The sequence below is a fragment of the Tissierella sp. genome (genome assembly GCF_031460495.1).
Classification (GTDB): Bacteria; Bacillota; Clostridia; order Tissierellales; family Tissierellaceae; genus JAVKTS01.
On the sequence record NZ_JAVKTS010000005.1, the window covers coordinates 153,805 to 167,395 of the forward strand.

The following is a 13,591-nucleotide window of genomic DNA, read 5'->3' on the forward strand; positions in this document are numbered from 1 at the left end:
CTCTCTAAATTATTAAAGAATTATCGAAAAATCTAGCAGGCATAATTAAGGACAAATGACGCAGAGGGACAGCTCCTTCTGCGTCTCCTATACTTCTAGAGTTATTTGCCATAAAAAATACAACAGAAATTCAAAAAATTCAAAAGACAAAAGAAATAATTCTATTTATTTACTAATACATTAAATAATCTGTATATTGTCATATAAGCCTGTTCACGATTGTAGCTGTCTGTTGGAGCAAAAACATTACCAGACTTACCAGTCATAATTTCTAGACCTGCTACATAATCTACAGCTTCTTTAGCATAATTAGCTATATCTTTACTGTCATTAAAACCTTTGCCCTCAGATACAGATTCTTGTCCGAAATACTTAGCAGTACGCATCAACAAAGCTGCAGCTTCTTGACGAGTAATAGTGTCATATGGCGCAAACTTTCCTTCACTTTTACCATTGATGATCCCTAGGGCCTGTGCAGCAATAACATTTGTATTAGTGGTATCCTCAAAAGGATATTTGCTTACTAATTCGTATAGTGTTTTTCCTGTTTTTTCTTTGAGAATTTCATTAATATCTTTTTCTGCGACTTCCTCGATGGCTTTAACTACCAATGCAGCGAAATCAACACGGGTTATATCAGCCCTATACATATTCTGCAGATTATTAGGAACTAAATTATTCTTGATTGCTAAGGTGACTTCTTCTAAAGCCCAACTATCCATTTCATTTGCTGTTGGTAGAGATGGAGTAAATTTTATTTCCCCTAATCCGTATTTGCCATTTTCTTCGAATATAACATATCGTCCTGGACTATATACTATATATCTGATGCTACCATCATCGTAAAATCCACTTTCAACAAAATAAGTATCTACTGGAAGTTTTTCCGCTCCAACGATCTTTTTACCATACTTATCTATACAAAATGCACTATCTCCAACGCGAGCTACAGCTATTCCATTGTTGAAAAGAGAGACATCGTCAAATTGTGGTGCTATTACTTCGTTTCCATTTATATCAATAAACCCAAATTTACCATCTCTAGAAAAAGCAGCAACTCCTTCATCAAATACCCGTAAATTATCATAAATGAATGGAAGTACAGTTTTGCCACTTATATCTATAGCCCCCCATTTGCCATTAGAATCTTGTACACTAGCTAATGTGTTATCATTAAAAATCTTGTATTCAGAATATAGGTTTTTAACATAAAAATTAGAATATATTGTATCTGATAAAAAATTTCCATTAATGTCCATGATTTTCCAATGATACTGACCTAGGTTCTGATCATAAAAGCATACAAAGGCCATTCCTTGATTAAAAGGACGTACATCTGCAAAGTTCTTATCTTCAAATAATATTTCCCCGGTTTTTTGATCTATATATCCTATAAAATCCGTTCCTTCGGCATATACAGCAACAACACCCTCGGTAGGTTGATGTATTTGACCAAGTTGTGTATTTGCAAACATCATTTTGCCATCAGTGCCAAATGTTGCATCCCATCCCACTGCTCTCATTGTTAATGCTCCATTATATAGATATTGACTAGTCTGTTCAAAAGAAAAATATTCTTCATAATAAATAGTACTAAATTGTGAACCATCATCGTATAGAAGTGGGGTACTCTTTCCTTCTTTGTCAATAAGCCCCCAAGATATCGCTGAATATTCATCATATCCATCATCTTTGGTTCCTATCATACCAACTAAAGCTTTATTCTCTGAGAAGGAATAGGCAATATCATATTTAAACTCTAGGACTGTCTTACCAGTTTTATCAATATAGCCCCATTTTCCATCTTTCATAACTGCAGCTAATCCTTCTGAGAAATTTCGAGCATAATCATATATAGGATCAATAATCTTAGAATATGAAAACTCATTAGCGTATACCTCTCTAGGAATCATTGTAAAAATTAACATTAGTGATAGTATAAAGGTAAGAACCTTTTTAGAAATACTCTTCATTTTTGACCTCCTAATAGTTTGTGGTTTAATTAACTTCTTAATAATCAAGTTTAATTTAAGCAAATACCTCCCCTGTCATATTGTACCATAATTTTCCGCATAGGCAATATAAAGGCATTGGAAGGGGACGGGCTACTCTGTTTCTGAATAAAACTAAAAAAGATCAACTAATGTTGGTCTTTTTATTTTACCTTAATATAGTATAATAGTGGTAATAGGATAAAATGGAGTGGATTACTAATATGAAGTTCAAGGAGTTTAATGCTCATAATAAATATATGATATTAAAGCATGGCTTAAAAGAGAATAATATTACTCGAACCTGTGAATTGTTTGGAATTTCTAGGACAAGCTTTTATAACTGGCAAAGAACCTATCAGAAGCGTGGTATGATTGGTCTAGAGATAAAAGAACCACGAAAGCCTGAAATGCCCAATAAAGTCAGTAAAGTCATTGAACAAGAAATATTGTCTTATGTGGCAAATTATCCTGATGATGGACCTAAGAGGATTTACTATGAGTTAAGAGCTGAAGGTATTGATATTGGAGAGACTGGTATTTATAATGTCCTAAAGCGTCATGATTTAACATTAAAATCTCAAAGGATTTTATATTCTAAAAATAAAGAACTTCATATAAAAACCAATAAAAGAGATAATAAAGAAATCCTTGGCTTTATCAATAAACAGGATCCTTATCCGGGCTACTTAGTCCTTCAGCAAATTGATTTTATGGGTACCTTTAGTGGAATAGGCAAAATATATCAATATAGTTTTTACGATACTGCCTCAAAATGGGTAGCAGTGAAATTGTACAATAAGAAGCAGGATATGGATGTATGGAATTATTTTGAGAGCAAATTAGTATATTTGTTGAAGATATTTAACTTAAGTATTGAGAATTTAGTCACTAATAGAAAAAAGGAATTTTTACCTTACTTTGTCAAGGTTAGTAATTATAAGGAGATCATAGAAGAGCTTAATATAAATCATATATTTATTTCCTCCGAAGATAATAATGTATTAGAAGAAATGATGATATTTAATGAGTTTTTAGTTACAGAATTCTATAATAAAATTGAATCAAATAATGGGACCAATTCCTTTGAAAAAATTGAACGGGAGCTTAATAAGTTTATAAGAGAGTATAATTTTTTTAATGTAATACCAAGTGGTAATAATGCAGGAAAGACACCTGTTGAAATAATACTTCAGCAAGCATCACAGAATAATGTGGATTTAGATACATTGCCACTTTGGATTTTAGCACTTCTAAACCATTCAAAGAGGGGTGGTAAAGATGAATAAAGAAGACTGTAAAGTGGCAGTAATAGGTGGAGGACTTTCAGGGCTTGTCATAGCTGAAGGATTACAAAAACGAGGATATAAAAATGTCACTGTTTTTGAAAAGGAGGAAAGGCTAGGTGGCAAACTATATACTATCTGGCATAACGGAAAATCCCATGAGCTTGGAGCAATCTTTGGCTTACCATCTCAACCATATCTTAAGGAATTGATGAAAAGATTAAATATTAAAGCAGATGGTCCAAAATTATCACGCATAAATTATAATAATAAAGGTCAAAGAATTATGCCTATAGCAAAGGAACAATTGGCAGAATTTGTGGATGAAATGGATCGATTTCCAGATATATTAGAGATGTATAAATCCCTTAGAAAATCAAATATTGAAAATATCGAACCTGCACTAATGCTATCTTTTTCAAAATGGTGTGATATACATGAATTTAGAATTTTAAAGACTATTTATACCCAATATTTTACCATCTTTGGATTAGGTAATATTGATGAAGTTCCAGCTTTATATGTACTTAGGATTCTAAACTATAATCGCTTAATGTCCTTTATGGAATTACCAGAGTTTGTTACATGGAAGAAAGGGGTTTCTTCTTTGGCAGAAGCTTTAAGACAGGAAATCAAAGACATTAGACTAGGTCAAAGAGTAATGGATATTTCCATAAGTCAGAGTCAAAGCCTTTTGGTAAAAACTCAATATGAAGTATTGGAATATAATAAAGTTATCATTACTGCTCCCTTAGATCAATTTTCAAATCTTAATTTCTGGGATGAGAATATAAAGGAACATTTAAGCAGTATAAAATATCAATCATTCAATGTTTATGCATTCATAGCTGATAAAATCCCTAAAGGTTGTGGCTGTTTGCTAGAAAACTTAGTATCTAATCAAGGCCATATTATCATATGGAACTCTAGATGGGATGAAGATAAGTGCAAAGGAATGGTAATGCTTTACTCATATGATAATCCTGATAATTTAGGAGTATCTTCTTTAGACATTATTAAAGATGATTTATTGAAATTAGGTGTAAAAGATCCTATACTTTATCAGGCAAAAAACTGGCAGCACAGTCCCTATGTCGATACTATTTCCTTAGAAAATGGGTTTTATAATAAAATGGAAGAAATACAGGGAAAAGACAATGTGTTTTTAGCTGGGGAAATCATGAGTACCCTCTCCTTGGAAAACTGCATTCGATATTCTACAGATTTGTTAAATAGATTCTTTTAGTGAATTTAATAATATTAATGAAAATCTCCTTAAGCCATAGAAGCTTAAGGAGATTTTTTGTTTTATAACGGATAGGAAAATTCTACTCTTGTGTTTTATATATTTTTGAACTTTCCGTCAATGAGTTTCAAGAAGAGTTACCTTAACGCTTCTTTAGAAGCTCTTCTTATATAGACTTAAGTTTTGAATTTGCTTTTTTATTATTCCAGATTTCATCCTTTAAAGGATTTAATTTATATTTGGAAATTCTGTAGAACTGCCAAATTACTAATATTACATTTAGAGCTAAAGACAGTATCCCTAAGACCCAGTTAGCCTGAGGATTATAGCTTACTCTTGCATTAAAAGTACTTCCTGTAGCAAAGAAATACGGAAAAGTCATGACCCATGCCATCCAAAAGAATAATGTATGTGCGCGATTTTGCATCCAATTTCCTTTGGACCATAATAGGGCAGGGATAGTAGGTGCAAGGTTTAATGCAAGTCCTGAATACAAGGCATTGCCAGGTGCACAGGAATATACATAGGATATATTCCATACCCCATAGGCTATGATATAGAGTATATTTTGGTCGGGCCAGATCATATCTTTACGCTTACCAGTAGTAGAGTAGATACCAAACCAACCGCAGATCACTAAAATATTTAGGATTCCAGCTATTGCATTTAAATAGTTCCAGCCTCCAGAAATATAATACATACCATCAACTATTCCATTAAAACCAGCTATACCCACTTGAAATTCCCGAACTACGGCTTCCAAGATATTGATTGCTAAGATAGCAGGAATAAGAGTTAGGTACCATTTGTGTTTCTTGTGGTAATCTGTAAATCGGACTACCATATAGATAAGACAACCTGCTAATGCAGAATAGACCTTAACCCAAGTAAACCAAGAAGTGATTTCATTAGGACCTTTGATGACCCAAACTATGGTAAGGACAACTGGTAAGACCATAAACATTAAAATACTTACCTTTTTACTAATGCGTGAAAGCTCATTTAAACCAATAAGAATGCTAAGAACAACAAACCACATAATAATGTTATACCAGGGAAGCGTTTCAAAAAAGAACATACCAAAACCCCTTTCAAATAAATGATATAGTTTAATAACTTAAAACATTATGTTAAAAAAATGACATAATCTAAGTATAGTTTATCATCTATACTATCTATTTCAATAACTTTTTTACATTCAAGTGATGTTTACATATGTAATAAGCAATATGATTTAAAACAAAGAGTTATAGCATTTATACTGTAAATAATACTTGAAATACAAAGACGATAAAGCTTGCAATATCAATATTCTTGTTTTTTTGACAGTAAAATTTATTTTAAATACAATGAAAGTGACAAAATACTAACAAAGATACATAAGTGAATTAAGATATAATAAATAAATATTTTTGAGAGGATGGATAATAAATGAAGGATTTTAAGGTATTAGAAATTAAGGAAAGCATTTTCGAGGATAACAATCATCAAGCAGCTCTTCTTAGGGATGAATTGAAAAGAAAGGGGACTTTCTTGCTAAATCTTATGTCATCGCCTGGATCTGGTAAAACTACTACAGTATTGAGAACCATTGAGGCATTGAAATCAGATATAAGACTGGGAGTCATGGAAGCGGATATAGATTCTGATGTAGATGCTCAAGCAGTAGCTGAAACAGGTACAAAAGTTATTCAATTGCATACTGGTGGAATGTGTCATCTAGATGCAGATATGACAAGACAAGGTCTAGAAGGATTAGGTACAGAGAATCTTGATTTTATAATATTAGAAAATGTAGGAAATCTTGTATGTCCTGCAGAATTCGATACAGGTGCATCTAAAAATGCCATGATACTAAGTATACCAGAGGGGGATGACAAGCCTCTTAAATATCCACTAATGTTTTCAATTGTAGATGTTTTACTAATTAATAAAATAGACACTATAGATTTTTTTGATTTTGATCTAGAGGCAGTAAAGAATCGAGCAAAAAAACTTAATCCAAATATAAAGATTATCCCTATCTCTGCAAAGACTGGAGAAGGAATAGATGAATGGGCAAAGTGGATCTGTAGTGAAGTTAAAAACTGGCAAGAATAGTATTGAAAAAATAGTTAATAGGGGGACAGATCTATGGGTAAACCAAAAGTATTAGATTTAGCAAATCATATTGGTAGAAAAAAACCTAATTCAAAATCTGCATATAGTTATGAAGATCCTGAATACAGGATACTTGAGCCAGTAGTCACAGATGAAATGGCAGAAGTAGGGCTATGCTTAGAGTTTCGTAAGCCGAAGAGTGCAAGGGAAGTAGCTCCATTATGTGGGAAATCCTTAGAGGATGCGGAAAAACATCTATGGGAATTAGCAGTTGCTGGTGCCTGCTTTGTAAATGAAATAGATGGCGAAGATAAGTACTGGCTTGATACTTGGGTACCAGGTGTTATGGAAATGATGGTAAACAATAAGGAAAATGTAAAGAAATACCCCCAAATAGCAGAATCCTTTGAAGCCTATGGTAGAGTAAGAGGACCAAAAACAGCTGGATTATTTCCAGTAGGTAAAGGCTTGATGAGGGTAATTCCTATAGAAACTGCCATAGATGGTGAAACAAGAAGGGCTTCCTATGAGGAAGTATCAAAATATCTAAATGATAATAATATATTTACAGTATCTGATTGTTCATGTCGTACAGCTAGAGAGGTAATGGGTGAAGGGTGTGGACATTTAAAAGAGGATATGTGTATTCAAATGGGCCATGCAGCAGAATACTATATTCGTACTGGAAGAGGTAGACAAATAACTAGAGAGGAAGCCTTTGAAATCATAGATAGGGCAGAAAAAAATGGTTTAATGCACCAAATACCTAATCTAGATGGCTTTGGAGAAACCCATGCAATATGTAATTGCTGTGGATGTAGCTGTCTATCCTTAAGGACTGCAAGCATGTTCTTGAATAATGATATGGTTAGATCCAACTATATATCTCATGTTGATGAGGAAAAATGTGTTGCCTGTGGAGAATGTGTTCAGGTATGCCCTGTTAATGCATTAAAACTAGGTCAAAAAATATGTAGTAAAGAACCAATTAAAGAAAATAAGAGAATAGATTTACCATCTAATACAGAATGGGGTCCAGATAGATGGAATCCAGATTATCGTATAAATAGAGAGAATGTAGTAGATACAGGAACAAGCCCTTGTAAAACACAATGTCCAGCTCATATTTCTGTACAAGGATATATTAAACTAGCTGCTCAAGGAAGATATACAGAAGCCCTTGAATTAATAAAAAATGAAAATCCATTTCCAGCAGTATGTGGTCGTATATGTCCAAGGAAATGTGAAGATGTATGTACTAGGGGAGATATAGATGACCCTGTAGCCATAGATGATATCAAAAAATTCATAGCAGAACAGGATTTATATGAAAAAAGTCGTTATGTACCGAAAATCAAGCATGATCACCAAAAGAAAATAGCTGTCATCGGTGCAGGACCATCTGGTTTAACCTGTTCATATTATCTGGCTATTGAAGGATATAATGTAACAGTATTTGAAAAACAACAGGCCTTAGGTGGTATGCTTACTCTTGGAATTCCATCCTATAGATTAGAAAAGAATGTAGTAAATGCGGAAATAGATATCTTAAAGGAGCTAGGAGTAGAGTTTAAGACTGGTATTGAAGTAGGTAAAGATATCAGCCTAAGGGAATTAAGACAAGAGGGCTATAAGGCATTTTATCTTGCAATAGGAGCTCAATTAGGAAGAAAATTAGGTATTGAAGGCGAAGAGGGAGAAGGAGTAATTACAGGAGTAGACTTCTTGCGTGATATAAACTTAGGTAAAGAAATAAAATTAGATGGCCATGTAGTAGTTGTAGGCGGAGGAAATGTAGCTATAGATGTGGCTAGAACAGCTGCAAGAGTTGGAGCATCAAAGGTGGAGATGTTCTGTCTAGAAAGTAAAGAGGAAATGCCAGCTTCAGATGAAGAAATAGATGAGGCTATGTCAGAGGATGTTGTAATTAACAGTTCATGGGGTCCTAAAGAGATAATTAGGGAGAATGGGAGAGTAGTGGCCATAGAATTTAAAAAATGCAAATCTGTATTCGATGAGAATAAGAGATTTAATCCAGAGTATGATGAAAATAATACAATTACAGTAAAAACAGACAATATACTATTATCCATAGGTCAAGGTATTGAATGGGGTAATTTATTAAATGATTCAAAGGTTGAGCTTAATCCAAATAGGACTATCAAGGCTGATTCTTTTACTCTTCAAACTGCAGAACAAGATGTATTCGCAGGCGGGGATGCTATGACAGGTCCGAAATTTGCCATAGATGCCATTGCATTAGGAAAGGAAGCTGCAATCTCAATTCACCGTTTTGTTCAACCAGGACAAAGCTTGGTTGTTGGGCGTGATAGAAAATTATATCATGCACTAGACAAGGAAAACCTAATATTTGAAGGCTATGATAATAGTCCAAGACAAAGAATAAGCCATGTGGATGGAACAAAAGCTAAAACCTCCTTCAATGACTTACGCCATACCTTCACAGAAGAACAAATGAAAAAAGAAACTGATAGGTGCTTAAGTTGTGGAGCTACAACAACAGATGAATATATGTGTATAGGATGTGGAGCATGTACTACAAAATGTAAATTTGATGCCATATCCCTTGTAAAAAAATATGATGAAGGAAATGTGTCCTTCCTAGACCTTAAACCAATAATAGTTAAAAGTATGATTAAGCGTAAGGGTAGAATGGTTGTCCACAAAGTTAAAAAATCCCTTGGTGCTTATAATAAGTAGAAGAGCTGGGAGTGAGTTAATTGCATGAGCTAGGTGTAGTCATTAAAATAGTGAAAACTGTAGAGAACTTTGCTAAAACCAACGAATTAACAGATGTAGATACTATAAGGATTCAAATAGGGGAATTATCCTCTATGATACCAAGATATATTGAAGCCTGTTATCCAGCAGCTGTTGATGGAACTATACTAGAGAATACAAAGCTTGAAATAGAGATCTTACCAGCAAATGGAATGTGTAGAGATTGCCACAAGGTATTTAATATAGTCCAAAGCAAATATCTTTGTCCATATTGTAGTGGAGATGATATAGAAATCTTAAGTGGCAAAGAGTTTATGATTAAAGAAATTGTTGCTAGTTAGGATATCATTTTATGATGTTGGATTTAAAGTTCGGAGGGAAGCAGATAATGAAGACTTGTATTTAATCATAATAAAGGTCAAACGAAAACTAGGCGAGAGCCTAGTTTTTGTATATAATGGTCGTTTTAAAATGGTTATTTAAATTAAGGGAAAAAAGTGATAGAATAAGGAATTAGTTCAAAAGTATAGACCTAGAAGGGAGGAATTCTAATGAATAACCAACAAACTAGAGCAATAAAAGCAAACACTAAATATAGACATTTCAAAGGAAATGAATATCTAGTTCTCCATATAGCTAAACATTCAGAAACATTGGAAGATATGGTGGTATATCAAGCATTATATGGAGAGTTCGGTATCTGGGTTAGGCCTTTAGATATGTTTCTAGAACAAGTAGAGCGAGATGGAATTATGACTAATAGATTTGAAGAGATTATAGTATAAAGATCAACTAATGTTGGTCTTTTTATTTTTAAAACATTAAATCGAATATTTAGTAAAATATAAGTGCATATTCCTAAAATGTAGTATAATAGAAGGTATGGATAAATTTTTAAGTGCGGTGGTGGAATATGTTAAGAATAACAGATAGAATCTTATTAGAGAGAGTAGGTATTGTAGATACTTACAAAAAGGGACTAACATACTATGAGTCTGGAAGAGTAAGGGAAATAAAGACTACTCAAAAGCATGATTATTTTGTTGCTAATATTTATGGTAGCCAAGTATATGAAGCTATGGTTAGATTCAACAGGTATGGTGATATCACTGAGACTTCTTGTGATTGTCATGCTTATGAAAATTACATGGGAGACTGCAAGCATATTGTTGCATTGTTAATGACCATAAGAGAGTTTGCCCAAACGGGGAGATTGAGAAGTAAAAGATCTGAGGGAGATATACAAAACATACTACATCACTATAGATATAAGCAAAATAGTGAATTAATAGAAGTAAAATTGGAAATAAACTATGAAAAATCACTAAATGAACCTTCTCTAGAGTTTAGAATAGGAGAAGATAAATTATATGTGGTTAAGAGTATGGGGAAATTCATTTCAGATTTAGCTGAGAATAATACCATAGAATTTGGAAAGAATTTTACCTATTCTCCAGATATCTATACATTTAATGAAGTGGATAAAAAGATAATAGATTTTCTAATATTATTATATGAAAACTATGAAGTAAACCATTATGGATACCATGGTAGTCGATGGAATAGTACATTTAGTGGAAAGAAAGTCAATTTAAGTCCAAAGTCATTAGAGAAGTTTTTTGATTTAGTTGTAGCTAGAGAATTTAATATAATTGACGGAGATCGTGAGTTTAAGGATGTTACAATCACAGATCAAAAATTAGATTTGAATTTCAAAATACAGGAAGATAAAGACGACCTTATAATGAACATAGACGAAGATGTTCCCCTAGGGCCTTTGACTCTAGATGGAAGATATTTCTTCTATAAAGATAGGGTATATAGATTAAGTCAAGATCAGATGAACAGCATAATGCCAATTTATAATGAAATATTTAGTAAGGATTTAAAGGCAATAAGGATACGAAAAGAATTAAAAGAAGCCTTTGTATCAGAAGTATTGATGAATATTAAGAAACATTCAAGATTAAATTTAGATAAAAAGCTTGAAGAATCCATATATAGCCCTACTATGCATGGAAGCATATATTTTGATAGGAAGGATGAAATCATATTAGGTAAAGTCTTATTTAATTATGGAGACATCGATATCAATCCCTTCTCTTCTAAGGATCAAAAGATAAAAGATTCAGAGAGAATACTACTTAGGGACCTTGAAACAGAGAGAAAAATTCTTAGTCTTCTAGAATTAGGAGATTTTAAAGTAGAAGATGGTGGATTTTACTTAGAAGAAGAGGAAGAAATATTTGATTTTATAAATGATATCATACCTGAATTACAAAAATATTGTGAGGTATATTACTCAGATAGCTTTAAGAGAATAGGGCTCATAACCTCTGAAAGTTTTGGGGGAGGTTTTAGCTTAAGCAGTAATTTAGATATGCTTGAGTTTAATTTTGATATAGAGGGTATAGATATTTCTGAATTGGGGGATGTATTTAAAGCTCTAAGGGAGAAAAAGAAATATTATAAGCTTAAAAATGGTTCATTCCTGTCACTTGACAATAAGGAATTTGGTGATGTAGTAGATATGTTAGATTATCTAGATATTGACTCTATAGATCTTGAGAATGGGAATATTCAAATTCCAATGTTTAGAACAATGTATCTTGATAAGTTCATCAAGGATAGGGGAATTGATTTTATCAAGAGGAATGTTGATTTTAAAAAGCTAGTAAGGGATATAAACGAACCAGATGATATAGAATATGAGATACCTACAGAACTAACAGCAAATTTGAGGGATTATCAAAAGTTTGGATTCAAATGGTTGAAGACATTATCAAATTATGGATTTGGTGGAATCTTAGCTGATGAAATGGGATTAGGAAAGACAATTCAAATGATAGCTTTTTTATTATCAGAGAAGAAGGAAAAGGGTCAAGAACCAAGTATAGTAGTAGTGCCCACATCTCTTGTATATAATTGGGAAGATGAGGTAAAGAAATTTGCCCCCTCCCTTAAAACTTTAGTTGTAGTAGGGAGTAAAGAGGAAAGAAATATTCTCATACAGGATGTAAAAGACTATGATTTGATCATTACTTCTTATCCATTGGTTAGGAAGGATGTTGAAGAATATAGATCCTTTGTTTTTAGACATTGTATATTAGATGAGGCTCAGCATATTAAAAATCATGGTTCTCTTAATGCAAAGTCTGTGAAGAATATAAATGCTAAGAAGTATTTTGCATTAACAGGTACACCTATGGAAAATTCATTGTCGGAGCTTTGGTCGATATTTGATTTCCTAATGCCTGGATATTTACTATCCCATGGAAAATTCAGTGAGAAATTTGAAAAACCTATTGCTAAGGATCATGATAATTCAAAATTGAAAGATTTGAATAACCACATTAAACCATTTATATTAAGAAGACTTAAGAAAGAAGTGTTAAAAGAACTACCAGATAAAATTGAACAGAAGATAGTTGTTGAGATGACAACAGAACAAAAGAAGCTATATCTAGCATATTTGCAGGCTATAAAAGGTGAATTAGATGATGAAATAAGTACTAAAGGATATAATAAATCCCAAATGATGATCCTTGCAGGGCTAACTAGGCTAAGACAATTATGTTGTCATCCTGGTGTATTTGTAGAGGATTACAAGGGTGGAAGTGGAAAATTAGATTCCCTAGAAGAAATAGTTTCTGAAGCCATAGAAGGAGGCCATAGGATACTTGTTTTTTCCCAATTTACAACAATGCTAGGAAGAATAAGAGAGCTTTTAGAATCTAAGAAAGTTCACTGCTTATATCTAGATGGAAGTACTCCCATAGTGGAACGAGGGGAGTTAGTTAGGAATTTCAACAGGGGTGTTGGAGATGTATTTTTGATTTCCTTAAAGGCAGGGGGGACAGGATTAAATCTTACCTCCGCAGATATGGTAATTCACTTTGATCCATGGTGGAATCCAGCAGTGGAAGAACAAGCTACAGATAGAGCCCATAGAATTGGACAGGAAAATACAGTTCAAGTAATAAAATTGATAACTAAGGGAACAATAGAGGAAAAGATATTCCAATTACAGGAAAAGAAGAAGGAAATGATAGATAAAGTAATTACAGAGGGAGAAACTTTGATATCAAAATTATCTGAAGGGGAAATAATGTCATTATTTGATATGTAGGTAGATACATTGTTTAAGCAATGAATTTGAAGAAAGCTTCCTTAGTATTTTTATACTTAATGGAAGTTTTTCTAATTAAGTGTAAATAATGAAAATT

At 32.9% G+C, this 13,591-nt stretch carries 9 protein-coding genes; 7 read left to right on the plus strand and 2 right to left on the minus strand.

Features of this window, described 5'->3' with window-relative positions; translation table 11 throughout:
- Positions 1-161: 161 nt before the first annotated feature.
- Positions 162-1,973: a WG repeat-containing protein gene (locus RIN63_RS12845; protein ID WP_310445137.1), complete on the minus strand. Its 1,812-nt coding sequence runs from the start codon at positions 1,971-1,973 to the stop codon at positions 162-164.
- A gap of 224 nt (positions 1,974-2,197) precedes the next feature.
- Here RIN63_RS12845 and RIN63_RS12850 point away from each other — a divergent pair, with 224 nt between their 5' ends.
- Positions 2,198-3,280 (plus strand): helix-turn-helix domain-containing protein, encoded by a 1,083-nt coding sequence (locus tag RIN63_RS12850; protein ID WP_310445138.1) that lies wholly within the window; start codon positions 2,198-2,200, stop codon positions 3,278-3,280.
- Positions 3,273-4,523 carry an FAD-dependent oxidoreductase gene (locus tag RIN63_RS12855; RefSeq protein ID WP_310445139.1) on the plus strand — a complete coding sequence of 417 codons (1,251 nt, stop codon included), beginning with the start codon at positions 3,273-3,275 and terminating at the stop codon, positions 4,521-4,523. The genes RIN63_RS12850 and RIN63_RS12855 overlap by 8 nt, the downstream gene beginning before the upstream one ends.
- A gap of 166 nt (positions 4,524-4,689) precedes the next feature.
- Here RIN63_RS12855 and RIN63_RS12860 read toward each other — a convergent pair whose 3' ends face one another.
- Entirely contained in the window at positions 4,690-5,601 is a 912-nt protein-coding gene (locus RIN63_RS12860; protein WP_310445140.1) for a DUF5692 family protein, read from the minus strand.
- Positions 5,602-5,954: 353 nt separating this feature from the next.
- Here RIN63_RS12860 and hypB point away from each other — a divergent pair, with 353 nt between their 5' ends.
- From hypB to RIN63_RS12885, 5 genes are all read left to right on the plus strand, one after another.
- Complete coding sequence (hypB, locus tag RIN63_RS12865) at positions 5,955-6,623, plus strand: hydrogenase nickel incorporation protein HypB (protein ID WP_310445141.1); 669 nt, start codon at positions 5,955-5,957, stop codon at positions 6,621-6,623.
- 33 nt (positions 6,624-6,656) lie between these two features.
- Entirely contained in the window at positions 6,657-9,344 is a 2,688-nt protein-coding gene (locus tag RIN63_RS12870) for an FAD-dependent oxidoreductase (RefSeq protein WP_310445142.1), read from the plus strand.
- Between the two features lie 20 nt (positions 9,345-9,364).
- Positions 9,365-9,706 carry a hydrogenase maturation nickel metallochaperone HypA gene (locus RIN63_RS12875; protein WP_310445143.1) on the plus strand — a complete coding sequence of 114 codons (342 nt, stop codon included), beginning with the start codon at positions 9,365-9,367 and terminating at the stop codon, positions 9,704-9,706.
- A gap of 210 nt (positions 9,707-9,916) precedes the next feature.
- Positions 9,917-10,150: a DUF1653 domain-containing protein gene (locus RIN63_RS12880; RefSeq protein WP_310445144.1), complete on the plus strand. Its 234-nt coding sequence runs from the start codon at positions 9,917-9,919 to the stop codon at positions 10,148-10,150.
- Positions 10,151-10,278: 128 nt separating this feature from the next.
- A complete protein-coding gene (locus tag RIN63_RS12885) occupies positions 10,279-13,494 on the plus strand; it encodes an SNF2 helicase associated domain-containing protein (RefSeq protein WP_310445145.1) in 3,216 nt (1,071 codons plus the stop codon).
- The last annotated feature ends 97 nt before the right edge of the window (positions 13,495-13,591 follow it).

Excerpts from the sequence above, each read along its gene's own strand:
- RIN63_RS12845 (WP_310445137.1), bottom strand. The coding sequence starts at position 1,973 with ATGAAGAGTATTTCTAAAAAGGTTCTTACCTTTATACTATCACTAATG.
- RIN63_RS12850 (WP_310445138.1), top strand. The coding sequence starts at position 2,198 with ATGGAGTGGATTACTAATATGAAGTTCAAGGAGTTTAATGCTCATAAT.
- RIN63_RS12855 (WP_310445139.1), top strand. The coding sequence starts at position 3,273 with ATGAATAAAGAAGACTGTAAAGTGGCAGTAATAGGTGGAGGACTTTCA.
- RIN63_RS12860 (WP_310445140.1), bottom strand. The coding sequence starts at position 5,601 with ATGTTCTTTTTTGAAACGCTTCCCTGGTATAACATTATTATGTGGTTT.
- hypB (WP_310445141.1), top strand. The coding sequence starts at position 5,955 with ATGAAGGATTTTAAGGTATTAGAAATTAAGGAAAGCATTTTCGAGGAT.
- RIN63_RS12870 (WP_310445142.1), top strand. The coding sequence starts at position 6,657 with ATGGGTAAACCAAAAGTATTAGATTTAGCAAATCATATTGGTAGAAAA.
- RIN63_RS12880 (WP_310445144.1), top strand. The coding sequence starts at position 9,917 with ATGAATAACCAACAAACTAGAGCAATAAAAGCAAACACTAAATATAGA.
- RIN63_RS12885 (WP_310445145.1), top strand. The coding sequence starts at position 10,279 with ATGTTAAGAATAACAGATAGAATCTTATTAGAGAGAGTAGGTATTGTA.